This window comes from Patescibacteria group bacterium, assembly GCA_041664365.1.
Lineage (GTDB): Bacteria > Patescibacteriota > Patescibacteriia > UM-FILTER-42-10 > UM-FILTER-42-10 > JAHJEX01.
Map to the genome: position 1 here is coordinate 1 of JBAYKW010000015.1, position 17,744 is coordinate 17,744.

General features: G+C 44.2%; 28 protein-coding genes. 20 read left to right on the plus strand and 8 right to left on the minus strand.

Annotation, left to right across the window (positions count from 1 at the left end; all coding sequences use genetic code 11):
* The 4 genes from WCW66_06520 to WCW66_06535 form a co-directional block, all read right to left on the minus strand.
* Positions 1-573, minus strand: a 573-nt coding sequence (locus WCW66_06520) for a hypothetical protein (GenBank protein ID MFA6392359.1), incomplete at its 3' end; no start/stop codon positions are given.
* Positions 574-734: 161 nt separating this feature from the next.
* Complete coding sequence (locus WCW66_06525) at positions 735-989, minus strand: hypothetical protein (protein ID MFA6392360.1); 255 nt, start codon at positions 987-989, stop codon at positions 735-737.
* A 149-nt stretch (positions 990-1,138) separates the two neighbouring features.
* The gene (locus WCW66_06530; protein ID MFA6392361.1) at positions 1,139-1,417 is read right to left on the minus strand and encodes a hypothetical protein; all 279 of its coding nucleotides are present in this window, start codon (positions 1,415-1,417) and stop codon (positions 1,139-1,141) included.
* Positions 1,418-1,568: 151 nt separating this feature from the next.
* Positions 1,569-1,892: a hypothetical protein gene (locus WCW66_06535; GenBank protein ID MFA6392362.1), complete on the minus strand. Its 324-nt coding sequence runs from the start codon at positions 1,890-1,892 to the stop codon at positions 1,569-1,571.
* 91 nt (positions 1,893-1,983) lie between these two features.
* Between WCW66_06535 and WCW66_06540 the strand changes: the two genes are divergently transcribed.
* From WCW66_06540 to WCW66_06560, 5 genes are all read left to right on the plus strand, one after another.
* Positions 1,984-2,349, plus strand: a complete 366-nt coding sequence (locus WCW66_06540; protein MFA6392363.1) for a methionine-R-sulfoxide reductase — start codon at positions 1,984-1,986, stop codon at positions 2,347-2,349.
* On the plus strand, positions 2,339-2,857 hold the full coding sequence (msrA, locus tag WCW66_06545; protein MFA6392364.1) for a peptide-methionine (S)-S-oxide reductase MsrA: 519 nt from the start codon (positions 2,339-2,341) through the stop codon (positions 2,855-2,857). Before WCW66_06540 ends, msrA begins: the two co-directional genes overlap by 11 nt.
* A gap of 154 nt (positions 2,858-3,011) precedes the next feature.
* Positions 3,012-4,121: a hypothetical protein gene (locus WCW66_06550; protein MFA6392365.1), complete on the plus strand. Its 1,110-nt coding sequence runs from the start codon at positions 3,012-3,014 to the stop codon at positions 4,119-4,121.
* 17 nt (positions 4,122-4,138) lie between these two features.
* Complete coding sequence (locus tag WCW66_06555) at positions 4,139-5,062, plus strand: hypothetical protein (protein ID MFA6392366.1); 924 nt, start codon at positions 4,139-4,141, stop codon at positions 5,060-5,062.
* A gap of 169 nt (positions 5,063-5,231) precedes the next feature.
* Entirely contained in the window at positions 5,232-5,618 is a 387-nt protein-coding gene (locus tag WCW66_06560; GenBank protein MFA6392367.1) for a hypothetical protein, read from the plus strand.
* 52 nt (positions 5,619-5,670) lie between these two features.
* On the opposite strand, the gene WCW66_06565 is transcribed toward WCW66_06560, so the two are convergent.
* On the minus strand, positions 5,671-6,054 hold the full coding sequence (locus tag WCW66_06565) for a hypothetical protein (GenBank protein ID MFA6392368.1): 384 nt from the start codon (positions 6,052-6,054) through the stop codon (positions 5,671-5,673).
* Positions 6,055-6,224: 170 nt separating this feature from the next.
* On the opposite strand from WCW66_06565, the gene WCW66_06570 reads away from it, so the two are divergent.
* The 3 genes from WCW66_06570 (at position 6,225) to WCW66_06580 (ending at position 7,297) form a co-directional block, all read left to right on the plus strand.
* Entirely contained in the window at positions 6,225-6,614 is a 390-nt protein-coding gene (locus WCW66_06570) for a hypothetical protein (GenBank protein ID MFA6392369.1), read from the plus strand.
* A 35-nt stretch (positions 6,615-6,649) separates the two neighbouring features.
* Positions 6,650-7,054: a hypothetical protein gene (locus tag WCW66_06575; GenBank protein MFA6392370.1), complete on the plus strand. Its 405-nt coding sequence runs from the start codon at positions 6,650-6,652 to the stop codon at positions 7,052-7,054.
* A 69-nt stretch (positions 7,055-7,123) separates the two neighbouring features.
* A complete protein-coding gene (locus WCW66_06580; protein MFA6392371.1) occupies positions 7,124-7,297 on the plus strand; it encodes a hypothetical protein in 174 nt (57 codons plus the stop codon).
* Between the two features lie 118 nt (positions 7,298-7,415).
* On the opposite strand, the gene WCW66_06585 is transcribed toward WCW66_06580, so the two are convergent.
* Positions 7,416-7,772: a hypothetical protein gene (locus WCW66_06585; GenBank protein MFA6392372.1), complete on the minus strand. Its 357-nt coding sequence runs from the start codon at positions 7,770-7,772 to the stop codon at positions 7,416-7,418.
* A 281-nt stretch (positions 7,773-8,053) separates the two neighbouring features.
* On the opposite strand from WCW66_06585, the gene WCW66_06590 reads away from it, so the two are divergent.
* Complete coding sequence (locus WCW66_06590; protein ID MFA6392373.1) at positions 8,054-8,404, plus strand: pilin; 351 nt, start codon at positions 8,054-8,056, stop codon at positions 8,402-8,404.
* 95 nt (positions 8,405-8,499) lie between these two features.
* Here the strand turns inward: WCW66_06590 and WCW66_06595 are convergent, their stop codons facing one another.
* The gene (locus tag WCW66_06595; GenBank protein ID MFA6392374.1) at positions 8,500-10,752 is read right to left on the minus strand and encodes a hypothetical protein; all 2,253 of its coding nucleotides are present in this window, start codon (positions 10,750-10,752) and stop codon (positions 8,500-8,502) included.
* A gap of 200 nt (positions 10,753-10,952) precedes the next feature.
* Between WCW66_06595 and WCW66_06600 the strand changes: the two genes are divergently transcribed.
* Genes WCW66_06600 through WCW66_06615 form a run of 4 tightly spaced genes read left to right on the plus strand, consistent with a single transcriptional unit; the run spans position 10,953 to position 12,696 of the window.
* Positions 10,953-11,558 carry a winged helix-turn-helix domain-containing protein gene (locus tag WCW66_06600; protein MFA6392375.1) on the plus strand — a complete coding sequence of 202 codons (606 nt, stop codon included), beginning with the start codon at positions 10,953-10,955 and terminating at the stop codon, positions 11,556-11,558.
* Between the two features lie 19 nt (positions 11,559-11,577).
* Positions 11,578-11,760, plus strand: coding sequence for a hypothetical protein (locus WCW66_06605; GenBank protein ID MFA6392376.1), 183 nt, complete (start codon positions 11,578-11,580; stop codon positions 11,758-11,760).
* A 28-nt stretch (positions 11,761-11,788) separates the two neighbouring features.
* A complete protein-coding gene (locus WCW66_06610; protein ID MFA6392377.1) occupies positions 11,789-12,310 on the plus strand; it encodes a ferritin in 522 nt (173 codons plus the stop codon).
* A 14-nt stretch (positions 12,311-12,324) separates the two neighbouring features.
* Positions 12,325-12,696 carry a response regulator gene (locus WCW66_06615; protein ID MFA6392378.1) on the plus strand — a complete coding sequence of 124 codons (372 nt, stop codon included), beginning with the start codon at positions 12,325-12,327 and terminating at the stop codon, positions 12,694-12,696.
* 278 nt (positions 12,697-12,974) lie between these two features.
* Here WCW66_06615 and WCW66_06620 read toward each other — a convergent pair whose 3' ends face one another.
* On the minus strand, positions 12,975-13,418 hold the full coding sequence (locus WCW66_06620) for a hypothetical protein (GenBank protein ID MFA6392379.1): 444 nt from the start codon (positions 13,416-13,418) through the stop codon (positions 12,975-12,977).
* Between the two features lie 155 nt (positions 13,419-13,573).
* Here WCW66_06620 and WCW66_06625 point away from each other — a divergent pair, with 155 nt between their 5' ends.
* The 7 genes from WCW66_06625 to mraW form a co-directional block, all read left to right on the plus strand.
* The gene (locus WCW66_06625; protein ID MFA6392380.1) at positions 13,574-13,966 is read left to right on the plus strand and encodes a metallopeptidase family protein; all 393 of its coding nucleotides are present in this window, start codon (positions 13,574-13,576) and stop codon (positions 13,964-13,966) included.
* Entirely contained in the window at positions 13,963-14,370 is a 408-nt protein-coding gene (gene tsaB / locus WCW66_06630) for a tRNA (adenosine(37)-N6)-threonylcarbamoyltransferase complex dimerization subunit type 1 TsaB (GenBank protein ID MFA6392381.1), read from the plus strand. Before WCW66_06625 ends, tsaB begins: the two co-directional genes overlap by 4 nt.
* 4 nt (positions 14,371-14,374) lie before the next feature.
* Positions 14,375-14,995 (plus strand): MBL fold metallo-hydrolase, encoded by a 621-nt coding sequence (locus WCW66_06635; protein MFA6392382.1) that lies wholly within the window; start codon positions 14,375-14,377, stop codon positions 14,993-14,995.
* Between the two features lie 156 nt (positions 14,996-15,151).
* Complete coding sequence (locus WCW66_06640) at positions 15,152-15,337, plus strand: hypothetical protein (GenBank protein ID MFA6392383.1); 186 nt, start codon at positions 15,152-15,154, stop codon at positions 15,335-15,337.
* Between the two features lie 41 nt (positions 15,338-15,378).
* Positions 15,379-16,302 carry a hypothetical protein gene (locus WCW66_06645; GenBank protein ID MFA6392384.1) on the plus strand — a complete coding sequence of 308 codons (924 nt, stop codon included), beginning with the start codon at positions 15,379-15,381 and terminating at the stop codon, positions 16,300-16,302.
* Positions 16,303-16,878: 576 nt separating this feature from the next.
* The gene (gene mraZ, locus WCW66_06650; protein MFA6392385.1) at positions 16,879-17,310 is read left to right on the plus strand and encodes a division/cell wall cluster transcriptional repressor MraZ; all 432 of its coding nucleotides are present in this window, start codon (positions 16,879-16,881) and stop codon (positions 17,308-17,310) included.
* Positions 17,311-17,313: 3 nt separating this feature from the next.
* A partial coding sequence (gene mraW, locus WCW66_06655) for a 16S rRNA (cytosine(1402)-N(4))-methyltransferase (GenBank protein ID MFA6392386.1) occupies positions 17,314-17,744 on the plus strand: 431 nt, incomplete at its 3' end.

Consider the following 17,744-nt stretch of genomic DNA (forward strand, 5'->3'; position numbering starts at 1 on the left):
ACTAAGTGGTTTACCGACCTTAACAATATTGTAGAACTGGTTAGTCAGCTGGTGGGGAATAGTCAATCGGTCATTGGGAAGTAAGCCCCAAGATAGGGCAGTCGGCCAGTCGTTTATCTTGTATAGCGTTCCTTTCCTTACTAAAAACCATTCATGTCTGCTCGTCGAAATAGTATGTCCTTCAAAGTGGGTACCACCAATATTCCTAAACCAGTCCAGCATAGTTTTTGAAAGCCAGGCTTCCAGCCGAATAGCTGAAGTATTGTGGTCAACATGAAACTGCAGTTCATCACAGCGGGCATTTCGGCTGAAGTAATCTTTATACAATTTATTCAGCTTAATCGTATGATCGGGGTTCAGAGTGTATACTTTATTTGGTCCGCTTTGCGATCTTACAGATACCAGTTGGCATGCACCGGCATACAAAGGTTTGCCGTCTTCTTTATAATAGCCCAGAGCTAAAATAGCGGAGGCAGCGGACAAAAAAAGCGCTCCCACTACAAGGATCGCTATTCGGTAACTTATCTTGGTTATGGTTTTTGTTTTTTCGGAGGTGTTATTACCTTCTTTCATTATAGTATTATATCATGAAAATGAGTTGAAGTCAATGGGAAAATTTGGCTAACTTATGGAAAAGATTCACAAATTTTCATCTACAACTTTAATCTTATATCTTTATAATAAAAAATCCACCGGACAAACTGTCGGCGGAAAGAAAGATCTAACTGCTTGTGCTACAGTATCCAGAGCATGACCTCATGCTCGGTGCTGTCGGACAGAAGCGTCGCAAACCACTTCCGGTCGCGATGGATCAGGAGCTCCGCATACGGACGGAGGTTGGTTTCCCAAAGCAGTATGGTGTGTACCATGCAATCCGGAGTCCTGCAGGCCCGCTCATGCACGAGTGCTTTTACTCGCATGCCATTGGGCAACATGACGTTGACACGGTCTCCCAAATCAGGGAAATCTTCAGGAAACACAATATCCATGAGAACTCCGCCAGGGTTGAGGGGATCGATGTGAAGCGCAGGTGTCAGTGTAAGATATTACCAAAACTGCAATTTTAAGTCAATAAGTATATAAAAAAATCCACCGAGCGAAGTTGCTGGTGGGGAAGGTGCAGTGGCTAGAGTGCTGTCTAGCACTCCTCGACAATCTTGAGAAAAACCTCGATCTCCATTCCCGCGGTGTCGTGATGCGTTGCGAACCACTTCCCGTCGCGGAAGCCGAGCGTCGGATCGAAGCCGTTGAGGTTATTGCCCTTGATGGTGATCCTGATATCACCCGTATGGTGATTGACGTCTCTTTGCCGAATCGTGGTCTCGACCTCCAGTCCGTCGGGGAGCATGATTCGGACGATGTTGTCCACGGTGGGGATATTCTCGGGGAACGAAAATGGGCTGTACATGGTGAACATGGAGAATGCCTCCTGATTTTGGTGATTTCGCCTGGCATGGAATATGCCAAGTAAAAAATCTTAGCAATAGTGAATGCATATGTCAATGGTCTAATAAAAAATCCACCAAACACATGTTGGTGGGGGAATGAGCAAGGGCTAGCGGTCTAGCCTAGTCCTCGTTGGCGGAGAACACGAGCCCGACCACGAACTCCACGCGCGGATGTTCGGGATTCGTGGCGAACCACTTGCCATCCCGGAAGGTGAGGACTTGGTCGAAGCCGTCGAAGTCCTTGCCCCAGAGCGTGATCTGGTACTCCAGCATCGGCTGGACTCGGATGGTCCGCTGACAGACTAGGGTCTCCGCCACCAAACCGGTGGGGAAGGTCACGCTGACAAATGTCAGTACTAGGGGAATCTCTTCAGGGAAGCCGGGGAAATTCGGATCCTTGGGCATAGAGAACTCCTGTCGCTGAAGTGCTGTTTTTCCCGGCATGGAATATGCCAAGTAGGAGAACTTAACACGAAAGTTTATCCGTGTCAATATCCCTAGCCTTAAAACTGCTTCATGCTATAATTGAATTTCTATGGCATACAATAAACTCACAAACGAAGAAGAGAAGGTAATTCTGCACAAGGGTACAGAAAAGCCTTTTTCTGGTGAGTATGATAAAAATTTTGAGGAGGGCGGATATTACTGCAAACAGTGCGGAGCCAAACTATATAATTCGGAAAACAAATTTGACGCGCACTGCGGGTGGCCCAGTTTTGACGCGGAAGTTCCAGGTAGCGTCAGACGTTTACCCGACGCGGATGGCATGCGCACAGAAATCCAATGTGCAAAATGCAACGCGCATTTGGGTCATGTGTTTGAAGGGGAGAGAATGACTGAAAAAAATACCCGTCACTGTGTTAATTCCATTTCATTAGTATTCAAACCAAATGGAAAATAATTACAAAAAAATTGTGTTGGGTGGAGGATGTTTCTGGTGTGTGGAAGCAGTCTTTGCGCTTACGAAAGGAATTGTTTCAGCGACTTGCGGTTATGCGGGAGGGGACACTAATAATCCAAGCTATGAAGAAGTATCTTCTGGAACGACCGGTCATGCTGAAGTTGTTGAAGTAATATATGATGCATCTTTAATTACGTTGTCTGATATATTGAAAACATTTTTTGCTATGCACGATCCGACCAGTCTGAACCGGCAGGGGAATGATGTTGGGACGCAATATCGCTCGGCTATTTATTGGAATGATGAGGATCAGAAAAATGAAGTAGAAAGTTTTATCGCAGCTGCTCAAAAAGAATATACTAAGCCGATCGTAACGGAAGTTAAAAAGCTGGACCGGTTTTATCGGGCGGAAGAATATCATCAGCAATATTTTGAAAAGAATCCCAACCAGGCATATTGCCGGTTAGTGATTGCGCCAAAGGTAAATAAATTTAAAAAAGTATTATAAAAAACGGAATGGGGACTAATCAGTTCCCATTCATGTATTGAAATCGCTAGTCAGCGGGTGTTTTTTTATTTAGATAGCTTTGACAAAATTAAAAAAATGTGCTATAATGTTAAGTATTAGGCTAAGATTAGCGATAAAAATTAATTAAAATCATATGGACGAACAAAAACAAACACAAACAGATACGATTACAATAACCAAAACATCTGTTGGCGTAGTCAATGTTGCTGTTATTACATTGCTAATGGGAGCGTCATTAATAATTGCTGCCGGAATTGTCATGGGTCTTTCAAATATGAAGACCATGCCAACAAAAAGGACTCCTGCAATATATCCAACAAGCAATGCATTTATGCCGAAGGTAATTGATGATGGGCATCTTTCAATGCCCATAATTCATCCAAACCAAGTTAGTGGTTGGGATGTCTATAATCGTGGGGTTTTTGCTGGATCACTTGTCGATGTAAGTTGGTATCCGTCTGGAAATATCGGAGTAAATTCATTAAATCCACTTTCAATTGAAGTTAATTTAGGGTCAAACACAACAAAAGTAGATGTGCTTTCGCAGGCGATTACTTTGCAGACTGACGGAAATGTTGTTACAACACTTTGTTATCCGGGCAGAAAAGGTATTTCGTCAGGTAATTTAAAATATTATTATGATATTTATGGCACGCCATATCATAATTCCGAATTAACTGTTCCGGTTATGAATAGCGATTGTCCTAGAATTTTAGCAAATTCATATAATCCGATGAATCTGGTAAGCGGTGAAATAAATTCTCCTTATCCAGATGAAGTTGGACCATTCGTAAGGTCAAACATTATTCGAGAGAGTCAACCAATGGGAGCATACCTTGGCAGTGACAATGGTTTTGAAATGGAGCTTTGGGATGAGTATGAGAATTACGAATTAATTGGCGGGAAATCACCATTGTTAGTTTCAATTGGACACTTTGCCGAAGGAGAAATTACAATCCCGGAGCGAGTTTGGACAATCGGATCTTATGATCCTAATTCATCCAAAGTATTATTTTACGGGGTACATGATCTGTGTATTCCATCGGTAACGCTGGAACCAAATGTTGGTGCATTCTTTTTCTACGATCTGAATGGCAGGCCGTATGCTGACGCACTTCTGACCAGAGCGATTGCCTGTGGAGTAAATCCTGGAGATAACGATTATGAGATTCACGCAGTAACAAAGAGCACAGATAATATGGGCAATGTTGTCGAAACATTGCCGGACATGATAGTAGAATAGAATTAAAATAAAAATATATGGAACAAAAACAAACAGAAGTTACTACTAGCACAAAAAAATCTATTGGCGTAGTTAATGTTGCAGTTATTACATTGCTAATGGGAGCGTCATTAGTAATCGCTGCCGGGATTGTTTTAGGTCTTGCTGATATGAAAAAAATGCCGCAAAAGAACCCGCAGGCAGTAATGATTACGGAAAGCGATGTGATGTTTTTAGAAGCGGAGCATTTGATTAAAAACATTCAAACTTCTGGAGATCAGGAAACAGAGTTAAGCGAGATTAAAGTGGCATCAAGTTTTAAGATCACTCCTAGTACAACTAGAGAGGAACTCTTATTGAAAACAGCACAGTTTTTACGCAATATGGGAGTACCGGAACAGGAAATTACAGCAAAGCTGAATGATGAAAGCAAACTCGTTGAACTCAGTCCGATATTTGCACCAGAAAACGAAGATCAGTCCTTGTATGAAGTATTTCAGGAAATTGATACAACAACAGATGATTCACAAGATGTGTTAAATGCGGATTCTGTTAATTCGGATTGGGTATTGGCGGAAACATCAACTGAAGATGGTCTTACTCAAGCACAAAGAGATGCTTTAGGGGAAGTATTGGATCATATGCAAAATGACGGTAGTGCATTTTGGTCCTGGGCAAGACAAGAAGCATTAAGGTATGCATCGGGTGGTGTTCTTATAGCACTTAATGATATAACAAATTTGGACATTGAGTCTTATCTGAATTCATTAGAAAATTCTCAACTTGGCCAGTTTTATGGTGGTGTTCGCGGTTGGTTACAAGATCGGCATTTTGAGTTTCAGTGTTCGCTCAATGGTGGGGCATCCTTTCAGTATACTGTTGGTGGGGCATGTATTAATTTCAATTATGACAGTAAGACTGATGGCGGAACAATAGGAGTTGAAGGTTCTATTAGATGGTAAGATTCCTATTGCTAGAATAGATTAAGGAAGATTAATAAAAACTCTCGCAGACAATGCGGGGGTTTTTGATTCAATACAAACAGCTTGGCTATTGACATGGCGGGGGATTTATGATAACTTATCCGGTTCGCCCTGCACTGTGGTGTTTGGAAACAAGGAGGAAGGAAACGTGTCCAACAATCCGAACAACATACGGGTGGGAGATGTGATCTGGAGGGAGGTTTTCTTCTCCAGGTTTTCTCCTTCGCAGATGGATGACCTGTTGCCGGTCGAGTCGGAACATGGTGGGATAATCCTTCGCGCTGCGCCGGGTGAATTCTACTCGGTCAGAGATGACCGCCCGTGGGTCATTACCTCGGGATCACGGCGGGGGCTGATCTGCTTCTGCTACTTTCCGCTTCCGGCGGATACGTCCAACGTGATCGGCTTCGAGGTGTGCCGGATCAACAAGAACGCCACCTCCGTGTGCGTGAAGCCCGTCTTCGGACAGATCGCGACACTGCTCGAGCATTACAACGTTCCTTCGGAGTTTTTACAGCACGCCAGGCAAGCCTAATCCCTTGCCTTTTTTTATTAGATAAAAAAACCGCCTCTAGATGGGAAGCGGGTCAGGTATCACGGACCGCCGTGTCGTTTTGGGCACCGGTCGGCGTGCTTTCTGTCTGGGGATCTCCCCAGAAAAAAATGAGCGGAAACAATCCGATTATCATGAACGTAAAAGTCTCAAGCAAGGGATAGTGCTTCGGCAGAAACCAGCAACCAACTACGAGTACGGACGCGTAGTATTGGATTGCGATCACAATCTTCAGTTCAAGACTGGAGATGTGTCTGGTTGCGATGCGGATCGTGATAAACATGTAAGGGACTGCCACAGCGCGGGCGACGATCCACCAGGTGGAGAAGTAGCTCTGCTCGAACTTGAGGTGGGGATAGATTGCCAACACGCTCACCAGAGCGACAAAGGCAACGGCCAGTCCGATCATGAGTTGCATGGTTTTTCCTTCCGGTTCGGGGAAAGAGCCAGTTTGAAATTTTACTTTTTAAGACCAGTTCTGTCAATGGGTATTTTTTTAAAGGAGCATGAATTGGTCTGTCTACTATTGACATGGCGGGGGATTTATGATAACTTATCCGGTTCGCCCTGCACTGTGGTGTTTGGAACATGGAGGAAGGAAACGTGTCCAACAACCCGAACAACATCAAGGTGGGTGACCTCATTCTGCGCGAGGTCATCTTTAGTGGGGTGGAGCCGCCGCGGATGGTCGATCTGTTCCCCGTGGAGTCGGATCACGGCGGAGTTATCTTCCGTGCTGATCCGGGAGAGTTCTACGACGTCGTGGATGACCGCTCGTGGGTGATCACCTCGAATGCGCGCAGGGGAATGGTCTGCTTCTGCTACTTCAAGCTTCCGCCGATTACCTCCAACGTGATCGGCTTCGAAGTGAAGCGGATCAACAAGAACGGAACCTCCGTATGCGTGAAGCCCGTTTTCGGGCGGATCGCGACACTGCTCGAGCACTACAACGCACCTTCGGGAAGCATCGCACGCTAGGCACGTACACTCATTTTTTGAAAGGGGGGAGTACGATGTTTTGGACGAAATGGTTCAAACGGTCTTCCATCGGGATCAATGTGGGGGACAAGATCTGGAAGAATCCAGATTTCCTGCACTTGAGCGTCCCAGAAGGAATTCGCGGCAGCCGTGGAAAGCACAAGGGCCGACTGGTCGGGATCGTCTTCCGGGAGGATTCTGATAGCAGATGGCAGTTCAGCGCGAATCCGTTCGATGCCATGACGTATGTCTTCTCGGGAAGAGGCCTCCGCTGCTACAGCGAGATGAGCTTCATTCCGGTGGAGACCATCGGATTCGAGGTGACTCGAATCAACAGGAACAAGGGCGGGACGATGTCTCTCCAAGTCGATCCCATCACCGGGACGCGCGAGATGCTGCTCAAGCATTTCTCGGCACCCCAAGAGTGCATCGCGCGCTAGGTGTGCGTGCATCCAGACAGAAAGGTAGAGTCTGTGAAAATCAAGTCGTTCTTGGCACAATTTTCGTCGATGGATACGTCGCCGGGATTTGTGACCACGCTTGAAGGGTTGGATGCGAGGGTCAACACGTGGCTGATGAACAAGAACATCGAAGTGCACCACGTCAATGTGGTGCATGCGGGTGACCGCTGTCATCGTGTCGGCGTCATCATGTTCGTTTTCTATACCGAGAACGCTGAATAGGTTCTCGTTCGTTCATTGCGTAGGCTTCTTCCAAGAGGCCTTTTTTTATTGGATAAAAAAATCCGCTGAAATCACCAGGTGGTGATGACAGCGGGGGCAAAGAGCATGTGGCGGGCAACTAGACCTGCTGGCATTCGGAAGCGGTGAGTTCCTCGTAACGGTCGAGCGGAACGGCGCAGACGCTAGCATGGTCGCGGATCGCGACTCGTATCTTGCCACCTTCCGGCGGAAGTGGGGGAGCGAACACAACCAGTCCGTGCCCCTTCTCGATCGAATTGTGCGGGAACCGCCAGGTGTCCGAGTCGGTGTCGACTTGGTGGATCCGGATGATCCGGGGCTGTGCGATTTCGTGATCGAGGGGAGGGGTGTCGCGAAGGGACGGGCGGTGGAAGTACGGGACGGCTTCCGGCGGGATGTCGATGATGTCACCGAGGTTGATGGTGAAGCATTTTTCCTTCGTATGACTGTCAGCCATGGTCGTTCCTCCCTGAAAGTGCAGGAGCCGATTATTTGGAGATCGGTAAAATCTCCTAGTCGCCATATTATAGACTGGTTTATTTGTGAAAGTCAACAGAATATATAAATCGAAAGATAGATTATTCACAATGAGGGAGCGGTTATTCCGTAAGGGCTGTCAAAATACTAATCATCAACTGTCTGCCAGTCTAAAACAATGTTTTTTTCTTACTAAGTACTTGCTTTTTTTTTAAATACTTGTTATTCTGTAAGCATGAGTTTAATTATTAAACGAAATGCATGAAGAAAACATTCTTATTGCTTTTCATCTTTTCTTTGTTCCTGCTACCACAGGTAACAAACGCAGTATCATTCTATAATCCTTCAGGTACGTTAGGATTAGGTACAGCGAACCTGCAAGCAACGGTAATTGCGATCATCCAATGGATACTGGGATTACTGGGATTGATTGCAGTTATTCTCGTCCTATATGGTGGGTTCACATGGATGACAGCTGGTGGTAACGAAGAAAAAGTTGAAAAAGCAAAGAAAATTATTACGGCGGCCGTTATCGGCTTAGTAATTATCTTGGTCGCTTGGGCAATAGTAATATTTGCCTTAAACGTGTTACAGAATACAAGCGGTATATAAGACTATATACAGAAACAAAAAAACTTCTCCGCCGGTTGGCGGAGAAGTTTTTAGTTGTATGTATAAATGAATTTATGTCAGCGCGCGCGGAGTTTTTACAGGTCAATTTTATAAATACTATTTCCGTTCAAAAGGTATATCACATTATCAGACTCGGAAACAGCAAAGTCTTTTAAATTATCAAATGAATCTGAGAAATATTGATTAACCAGTCCGCCGTTTTTATCCAGGATCACTATTCTCTTATTATTCGGATCTATCACATAAACATTTTCCAGATCAGGTGTGGTATAAATTTTGGTAGGATTAGAAAATGCCGGATCTATTGTACTTGTCTTGAATTCCTCGTCTTTGGCACCGCTGAAAAGTTTCCAGACTTCTCCGTTATTTTTTGCAACATAAACAGCACCATCAACTGCAATTGAGTTGGCATTGGTTACATCCAGATTTACATCCGTAATCCAGGCGGATCCTAATCCCCAGTCATTGCCGGATTTTTCATGACGGAATATCTGGTTATTTTTTGTATCCAGGGTGTATATCCTTCCGAGGTAAGTATTATAATTTCCGATGCGGTTATCAACATTTGCTGATTCAACTTTGCGTGAAGTAAAAGCAGCGTCAGCAATATTATATTCATAAAAAATATCCGAATCCGTTTTCAGAAGTAATAAGTTGTTCGTAAGAGGAATGCCGGTTGTTAAACTGCCTTCCAATGTTCCTGCTGATTCTACGGCTACTGATTTATCTTCCAGCACTGTGTTCAGGATTGTGTTTTCCGCCGAATCAAAACTATAAAGATTGCCACCAAGCAGAATTATACCGGCAGGGGAGAATCCTTCGCCGGCGGATGCCAGATCCGCAACTATTTCGGGACTGGTGATTTTTACGATATGATTCACTTTATCGAGCTGATCCTGAATCTTTTTGAGGAGTTCATTTTTACTACCTTGTAAATCTTCTTCTTCGTCAGGAATGCTTTGAATCAGATTCTTTGCATCACTAAGCAGAACTCTGGAATCTTCTTCATTCTCATAGATCAGCGCTGCTTCCGCCTCAGAAGTTTTCTCTTCCGCTTGCACCAGAGCTTTTGCGTAGTTTTCCCGCATTAATTTCCGGTCTTCCCGTTTTCCCATATTCACAATGTTGAATGCAAAAATCACAATCAATAGAACAGCAATGCCCAGAACTGCTTTTCTGGGATTCGACATTCTTTTTATCCGTACCAGGAATCTGGCAGTCTCTTTGCTGGTTTTGTGAGGGAGTGTCCGGATGTGTCCACGAATTGATTCCTTTTTCTTAAAAAGTCCCCGGATTCCTCTCATACTTAAGATGAATAGTTCAAATACTTTTTTACCGACTAATTTTATATATTTAAAAGATGTGCTCAGTATGCTTTGTTTCTCAGTATCCCTGTTTCTGATTTCTCGGATCACTCCTGCATCTTCGCCAAATTTTTCATCTAACCCTTTTTTTGATACACGACCCTTCAATTTTTCTCCCAGATTTTTAACTTTTTTTGAAATATTCGGCCAGATAGAAGGCGTGAGTAGTTCGGTTGTACTGCGCTCCTGATTCACCAGCCCGTTCATTGATGTTTCCGGGGCAGTTAATACCGTATCATTCTGAGCTATTATTGGTGCTCTCATTTCCTCATTAACCGTTATTTCCGGTGTTTTGATACCCAGAATAATCGCGATAAATGAAACTCCATTAGTACTGTCATTTAGCAGGTTTTGAATAGTTGCTACGGCATTTTCAGGGCTATTTTCTGTTATTATTCTCCTTATCTTTTCTTGAGAAATATAGTCCAGCAGGCTGTTGTTGCAGAACAGCAGTGAATCATTTTCTTTTACACTTCCTGATATTACATTTGAAAATATTTTTAACGGGTTTATCTTCCCGGAATTATCACCTGCTTGATCGATAATATTTACAATTTTATTTTTTTGAATGAAAAAAGCGTGCATACTACCCAGCTGGGCGATATGTAATTCATCACCTTTGTGCACACCGACGATGCAGTTAAAAACTTCAACCCAGTCTTTTTCGCCGGAAGCAATCAACTCGTGCAGTTTGGAATTTGTTTTCTGCAGTGCGTCTTCAAATGCCAGTTCAACATTCAGTTTATCTGATCCGTAATAGTTTTTCTTAAGTTCCGTTTCGACTAATTGAAGAACTTTGCCATTGGCATCATTCCTAACATCTATTTCAGTGAGCACAAAAAGGTGCCCGAAGTTCTGAATTTCTAGCGGGGTTATTTCCGGAATAAATACTCCGGTTATGGATCTGCTTTGCTCCGGGTTACTGATCAGTAGCCTGGAGATTTTTGCTTCAATGTTAGTCAATTGTTTTTACATTAACCATTATAATTAATACATGAGGATATTTCACCTGTATTTACCCTGTTATTATTAAACATTTCAACAATTTCTGCAAGTTTTCAGCATGAATTTTAGTAAAAATGAATGACACCTTTACATGTATTATTGAAAAACGTATAATAAAGTCGGATTTGGACTAATAAAATATAGAGAAACTGAAAACTATGCTTGAACAACTATTTGGTTCACGAACCAGAGTGAAATTATTGAGACTTTTTCTAACAGAACCGGAAAAGCTTTTTTTTGTTCGCGAGATAACCAGGACAATTGATGAGCGGATAAACTCCGTCAGAAGAGAGCTGAAGAACCTGGAAGATATGGGTTTGGTAATGTCTCATGATGAAGATCAAAAAAAATTCTACCAGGTTAATTCTAACTTCATTCTATTTCCTGAACTCAGAGGGTTGATTCTGAAAGCTCAGGTAATTCTGGAAGACAAACTGGTATCCGATATTAAAGCGCTGGGCAATATTCAATACATGGTGCTTACCGGTTTTTTTGTCGGCATCCAGGATAATTCAACGGATATTCTTCTGGTCGGCAAGATCAATCGCGATAAACTGACACGGTTAATGGATAAGTTTGAAAAATTCTTTAACCGCACCATAAACTATACTGTGATGACCACTAAGGAATACAAATATCGTCGTGATCTTACGGACCGATTTTTATATGATATTCTGGAAAATAAAAATATTGTCATGATTGATAAGTTCAGTAAATTCCAGAAAAAAGATATTGAAGAACAGGAAATTAAGGAAACCAAATAATATTCTATCGTAGACAATAATGATAAATAAAAAAACTGCCATTATTGCCATGGGGATCATTGCTACTGCCTTTGCGTGGCTTTTTTTGCGTTTTGCCGGCGGTGACGAGGATACCTGGATCTGTGACAATGGAATCTGGGTGGAACACGGACATCCCAGTAGTCCCAAACCGGCAGAGCTGTGTCCTGTAGGAGATAATTAAAATAATGAATTAAATTGAAAGGAAAAATATGATTACTGAAAGAATGCGCAATGCGTTAAATGAGCAGGTCAATGCTGAACTATTTTCAGCATACCTTTATATGGCGATGTCCGCTGATTTTACCGACAAAAACCTGATGGGTTTTGCCAACTGGATGAGGGTTCAGGCACAGGAAGAAATGACCCACGCCATGAAGTTTTACAACTTTATTCTGGAAAGGGGAGGAAGAGCGGATCTGACGGCGGTGGAAAAACCGCAGTCGGAATGGAAGACACCGCTCGCGGCATTCGAGGCGGCATATGCCCATGAGCAGATGATTACCGGTCGGATCAACAATTTAGTGGAATTGGCGAGAGCGGAAAAAGATCCGGCAACGGAGAGCATGCTGAATTGGTTCGTGGATGAACAGGTGGAGGAGGAGGCGAACGCGGACGAGCTTGTCCAAAAAATGAAAATGATCGGCGATGATAAGGGCGCGATATTCTTTATTGATCAGGAATTAAAACAAAGAGTATTTGTCGATTCAACCCAAGTAAACGCTCAACAATAATTAACAAAAAAACAATGACAAAAATTATAATATTTGAAGATGACAAATTAATTTCAGATATGTATAAAAGAAAATTTGAGAAGGAGGGTTTTGACATTGTGCTTTTTGATCATCCGCCGAAGGATGTAGTGGATGTCGTTGATAAAGAAAAACCGGATTTGATCGGCATGGATTTAGTAATGCCTCAAATGAGCGGTTATGATGCGATCAAGCTTTTAAAAGCTGATGATAAAACCAAGGATATCCCGATTGTAGTGCTGACAAATCTGAATGAAGGTGGTCACACCATGTTGAGTGAAAAAATGGGTGCAGTGGCATTTATGGCAAAGGCGGATAACACGCCGAGTGAAGTGGTGGAAAAAATTAAGAAATTATTGAAGAAATAAGAGTTATTAAAAATCAAAACAGTCTAGATATACAAACTAACCTGCCGTAATTAATCTGGCAGGTTTTTTGTATCTAAACTTTAGATCCTTACCCCTAGACCCTATACCCTTATTCCTAAACCCCGTCCGCCTTGGCTTCACCAAAGGCGCCTGCCCGCCATTGTCTATGGCATAGCAGGCGGGAGCCGGGCGGGCCTATTTAATAAATAAAACACCCCCACTCCAATAGCAAGTGGGGGGCGCGCGTGTCGACTCCCTGTTCGGGAGCCTTCAGCGCATTAGCACCGCAGAGGGTGCCAGGTGCAGGTGCCGGAGGCGCCGGCGGTGGCGGCCGGGTTGGCCGTCGCGTCGTAGTAGTTGCCGGAGGTCGCGTCCAGGTTCAAGCATACATATGCGTTTTCCGTCAGCGCCGAAGCGCTGTCGAGTGAAACCCCGGCGCCGTGACCCGAGCCTTTCGCCCGGAGGCGGAAATTGGTGACGAGAACGCAGTAGTCGTCGCCGGCCTTCGCGGTGATCGCGCCGTTGGTCGAAAAATAGATGGCGGAGCAGCTCGTGAAGCCGGGGCCCGTGGCGCCGGTGTTGGCGTCCAGCGTGGTCGTCATCGGGATGGTCGCGGACATCGTTTGATAATTCGACGTCAGTGCGTCGTCATGTCCCGATGCGATGATCGGGATGCACGCCGTCAGGAAGACGGCGAGGAACAGGGAGACGAGTCGTCTCATCGACAACCTCCTCGATTTGAGCATTGCCCGTGGTTGGGCATGCCTGATACAACCGTATCAGACTGGACATCTTATACTACTTTATAAATTTTGTCAAGACCTAAGGCACAGATTTGCCTGAAAACAGCCGGAAAGGTAAAATAGTAAGCACAATTATGAATAAAGAAATATTTGAAAAAATGGTTGCCGACGCCGTCGGGGAAGTGCCGGAACATTTAAGAAAAAGAATAGAGAATGTTGCTTTTGTGGTGGAAGAGGATTCCCGAAATGCCAGAACAAAAGAACACGGTATTAATTACCACGGCTTGTTACTTGGTCTGTATCAGGGTGTGCCGTTGACCAAAAGGGGAGTTAATTACGGGTCCGTACTGCCGGATAAAATCACGATTTTTCAAAAACCGATTGAGCATATCGCCGGCGCCGATGTGGAGAATATCCGTAAGAAGATAAGTGAAGTGGTACATCATGAGATCGGGCATTATTTCGGCATGGATGAGAAAGCAGTGCGTAATTGGGAGAAAAAAAGAATTAATAAATCAAACAAATGATCCTATTTATCAATACTTCTGAAGTAGAACAGGCGACATTATTATTGGATGATGGTAAAAGAATATATGAGCATTTTTTTGAGACGGGCTTTAATAGAACAGATACTTTATTGAAGCATGTTGGTATTTTCCTGACCAAACACAAATTTAAAACCAAAGAGCTGCAAGGTGTGGTGGTGGTTACCGGACCAGGACCGTTTACTTCACTGCGGATCGGCGTGGTTATTGCCAACACGCTGGGCTATGCCCTGAATATTCCGGTGGCGGGAATTAAAGCGACTGATTTTAAGTCCAATGACGCTTTAGTGAAAAAAGGTAAAGCAATTCTGATGAAAACAAACGGGTTCCAGATAGTAGAACCGTTTTACGGCAAGGCACCGAACATAACAAAACCAAAAAAGTAATTCCATGAAAATTGAACGGTTTGTTTTAGGTCCGGTACAAACAAATACATATTTGGTTTATAATGAAAATAGCAAAGAGGGGGTCATTATTGACCCTGCTGTTTATGATACGGAAATGATCAGGACAATTAACGAGGTAGGGCTAAATATAAAATACATATTAATCACGCATGGGCACTTTGATCACGTGACAGGATTATCAGAATTGAAAAAGCAGGTGTCCGCGCCAATTTGCATGAACCCCGCGGATTTGGCAATTATGCCAATTGATGAGAAGGGGATGGTCAATCAGGTCGGATTTTCATTTGAAGCGTTCCAACCGGATATTAATTTAAGTGATAATCAGCAGCTTAAGGTAGGCAGTTTGAATTTTTCTGTAATTCATACGCCGGGACACACACCGGGTTGTGTCTGTTTTTATTTTGCAGAAGAAAAAGTTTTGTTTTCCGGTGATACTTTGTTCCAATCAGCAATTGGCCGTACAGATTTTCCACTGGGCAGTTACGAGCAGATAATTAGCAGTATTACCAATAAGCTATTAACCTTACCGGAATCAGCAAATGTTTATCCGGGACATGGGGAAAAGACAACGATAAGGCAAGAAAAATTGCATTTTATTGCTTGACAACTGGCGAATAATGATGTAAATTCATTCGCTGGTTCTTTTTATTATCCATATATATTTGATTGATCGAAAATGATGGTTTCGAGGAAGCAAAGGAGTCACGTAGTCCTCTGACAAAGGAGTAAGACCGTGTCACATCAGCGTCACAGGAGGCGCATGAACAAAGCCAGGAAAAGGATTCTGGCAAAACAGAAGAAAGGTGAAACCACGTTCTGTGGTAGTACCGCGCTCGCTTGCCTCTTTTGGATCGTAGTGATCCTGGCCATCGTCTTTAGTGGCAGGGCAAGTGAGCAGAAGGTCACTACGCTTGATGATCAAGCTCCGGTCGAAGCACGACGCTAGACACGTGCGGACAGTCCGTACAAACGAAAAGGATTAGAGTTATGTCGGAACGAATCACCTGTGCCTATATCGGGGGAACCGGTATGGGCACGCTGTTCCAGGAGCGCGGGTTTGAAACTTCAAAACCGGTACTCTTGCGGACGGTCTATGGTCCATTCCTAAGCACGATCGTTCAGCGCAACGATCTTTCGTTCGTTTCGATTGATCGTCACAACTCCACCGGTAGTCCGCGCCTTGCCGACCAACTCGATCAAAGACCGTACATATACGGTCTGTGGAAGTTGAACCAGCTGGAACCCAAGCTGTTCAACAACCAGTTCGTCAACGGAATTTCAGCGGTCGGTGGACTGCACAACGCCAGGAACATTCCCGGCGGTCTCGAAGTAGGGGACATCGTGATCCCCAACGACGTGATCGACTTCACGCGCGGTGCCTGGTCGTTCTCGATCAAGGACAAGTACGTCCATCCCACGGCGTTCCATCGCACGGCGAATGGTTTGCTCTGCCCGCACATGCAAACTCTGCTTCGGCGGAGCAAGCATGTGAAGTCCGGCGGAGTGTTGGCCTGCGCGGTGCGGGGCCCTCTGTACGAGACTCCCGCTGAGATTGCCATGCACATCCGCCTGGGGATCTGTGATATGCTCGGGATGCAGACCATGATACCGGAGTTGTACTATATCCGGCAGCTTGGTTTCCATTATGGTGGGGCAGTTGTGATCACGGACACGCCGGACGTGGAGCAAGATGTGGATGGCGAGGAAGTCGTCCGGATCATGAACGAACGCAAGCCGGCACTGGTTGACATGTTCATCGACGCCATGCTGGCGGTTCAGGACATGACTGGTTTCGACTGCTCCTGCGTGAAGAACTTGCCGGTATTCCATCCGGACCTCGCGGGAGACCCCGCGGATGTGCTGGGTTTTCCCGGTAACACGAAGCATTGGGATGATCTTTTTCCTGAGTAGGACCAAGCTGACTCTGTGAGCGCGGTCCTTTTTTTTTATTTGTTAGGGAATAGGGGTAAGGGTTTAGGTGTTAGGGTATCTGCGATATGCTCGGGATGCAGACCGTCACTTCGACCACTCTGTCATTTCGAGCGAAGTCGCGCTAAGCGCGACAAAGCCGAGAAATCAATAGACTCCTCCACTGCGGTCGAAGTGATAAGTTAATACCGAGCTCGAAATGACATTTAAGAGACTGGAAGTCGTGCGAGATACGCAAGCGTAATATTTATATCCAGTTGGTTTTCTGGAGAACTGAACCTCAACCTAAAAAATTACATACTATATGTATATTAATTTCCCTATCTGCATTGAAAAGGGGACTGCTTTGTGTTTTGATAGTTATCCACTTGTTGACCTAAGGCGAAATGTGGTGTAGAATGGAAACATATGGTGAAAAGTGGATGAAAGTGGGGATAAGTAAAGAAATCTGTGGATAACTTAACTTAAACCCTACAAAATCCGCTGAAAACAAAAAGAAAATTGGCTTTTGTGAACAAACAAAATAAATAACAGAAGTTTAATATACTTCGAAAATATATGTTTATCGGTGAATATCAACATGCAGTAGACGACAAAGGGAGACTCGCGATTCCGATCAAGTTTCGCAACGATCTTGCCAAGGGGGCTGTCGTGACCAGAGGTCTGGATAACTGCTTGTTTTTATATTCCAAAGACGAATGGGAAACGATGGCGGTGAAACTGGCCAAACTACCCGTCAGCAAGTCCAATTCCCGCGCCTATTCCCGTTTAATGTTCGCGGGCGCGATGGAAGTGGAAATCGATAAGCAGGGGAGGATAGTTATTCCGGACTATCTGCGGAAGTTTTCTTCAATCAGCAAAAAAGTAGTAGTTGCCGGTCTGTATAACCGGATTGAAATCTGGAATGAAGAGGGCTGGGAGAAATATAAGCAGGGAACGGAAAAGAGCGCAGTAGATATCGCGGAAAAATTAGAGGAATTGGATGTTTAATATATGAATTTACTGCAAGTGAGGAAGGCAAATAATAATCCTCTTCACAAATCAGTATTGCTTGAAGAAGTAATAGAGTACCTTGACCCGAAACCGAATCAGAACTATATCGATGGCACAGTCGGTGCCGGCGGACACGCGGAACGAATCCTGGAAAAAACCGGACCGCATGGAAAATTGATCGGGTTCGATCTGAATACGGAAGCAATCAAGCAGGCGGGTAAGCGTCTGAAAAAATATAAAAACAGAGTAACACTTTATCACGCGAATTATTCAAAAATAGAAAGCATTACAAATGATCAACAGTCAGATTTACATAAAATTAGCGGCATATTACTTGATCTTGGGATCTCTTCATTTCAACTCGAATCTCAAAGCGGAGGATTTTCTTTTCAAATTAATGGGCCACTAGATATGCGCTTCGGCGGTCCGGA

Coding starts and splice junctions, on each gene's coding strand:
- WCW66_06525 (MFA6392360.1), bottom strand. CDS start 989: ATGGATATTGTGTTTCCTGAAGATTTCCCTGATTTGGGAGACCGTGTC.
- WCW66_06530 (MFA6392361.1), bottom strand. CDS start 1,417: ATGTTCACCATGTACAGCCCATTTTCGTTCCCCGAGAATATCCCCACC.
- WCW66_06535 (MFA6392362.1), bottom strand. CDS start 1,892: ATGCCGGGAAAAACAGCACTTCAGCGACAGGAGTTCTCTATGCCCAAG.
- WCW66_06540 (MFA6392363.1), top strand. CDS start 1,984: ATGGCATACAATAAACTCACAAACGAAGAAGAGAAGGTAATTCTGCAC.
- msrA (MFA6392364.1), top strand. CDS start 2,339: ATGGAAAATAATTACAAAAAAATTGTGTTGGGTGGAGGATGTTTCTGG.
- WCW66_06550 (MFA6392365.1), top strand. CDS start 3,012: ATGGACGAACAAAAACAAACACAAACAGATACGATTACAATAACCAAA.
- WCW66_06555 (MFA6392366.1), top strand. CDS start 4,139: ATGGAACAAAAACAAACAGAAGTTACTACTAGCACAAAAAAATCTATT.
- WCW66_06565 (MFA6392368.1), bottom strand. CDS start 6,054: ATGCAACTCATGATCGGACTGGCCGTTGCCTTTGTCGCTCTGGTGAGC.
- WCW66_06570 (MFA6392369.1), top strand. CDS start 6,225: ATGGAGGAAGGAAACGTGTCCAACAACCCGAACAACATCAAGGTGGGT.
- WCW66_06575 (MFA6392370.1), top strand. CDS start 6,650: ATGTTTTGGACGAAATGGTTCAAACGGTCTTCCATCGGGATCAATGTG.
- WCW66_06580 (MFA6392371.1), top strand. CDS start 7,124: ATGGATACGTCGCCGGGATTTGTGACCACGCTTGAAGGGTTGGATGCG.
- WCW66_06585 (MFA6392372.1), bottom strand. CDS start 7,772: ATGGCTGACAGTCATACGAAGGAAAAATGCTTCACCATCAACCTCGGT.
- WCW66_06590 (MFA6392373.1), top strand. CDS start 8,054: ATGAAGAAAACATTCTTATTGCTTTTCATCTTTTCTTTGTTCCTGCTA.
- WCW66_06600 (MFA6392375.1), top strand. CDS start 10,953: ATGCTTGAACAACTATTTGGTTCACGAACCAGAGTGAAATTATTGAGA.
- WCW66_06605 (MFA6392376.1), top strand. CDS start 11,578: ATGATAAATAAAAAAACTGCCATTATTGCCATGGGGATCATTGCTACT.
- WCW66_06610 (MFA6392377.1), top strand. CDS start 11,789: ATGATTACTGAAAGAATGCGCAATGCGTTAAATGAGCAGGTCAATGCT.
- WCW66_06615 (MFA6392378.1), top strand. CDS start 12,325: ATGACAAAAATTATAATATTTGAAGATGACAAATTAATTTCAGATATG.
- WCW66_06620 (MFA6392379.1), bottom strand. CDS start 13,418: ATGAGACGACTCGTCTCCCTGTTCCTCGCCGTCTTCCTGACGGCGTGC.
- WCW66_06625 (MFA6392380.1), top strand. CDS start 13,574: ATGAATAAAGAAATATTTGAAAAAATGGTTGCCGACGCCGTCGGGGAA.
- tsaB (MFA6392381.1), top strand. CDS start 13,963: ATGATCCTATTTATCAATACTTCTGAAGTAGAACAGGCGACATTATTA.
- WCW66_06635 (MFA6392382.1), top strand. CDS start 14,375: ATGAAAATTGAACGGTTTGTTTTAGGTCCGGTACAAACAAATACATAT.
- WCW66_06640 (MFA6392383.1), top strand. CDS start 15,152: ATGAACAAAGCCAGGAAAAGGATTCTGGCAAAACAGAAGAAAGGTGAA.
- WCW66_06645 (MFA6392384.1), top strand. CDS start 15,379: ATGTCGGAACGAATCACCTGTGCCTATATCGGGGGAACCGGTATGGGC.
- mraZ (MFA6392385.1), top strand. CDS start 16,879: ATGTTTATCGGTGAATATCAACATGCAGTAGACGACAAAGGGAGACTC.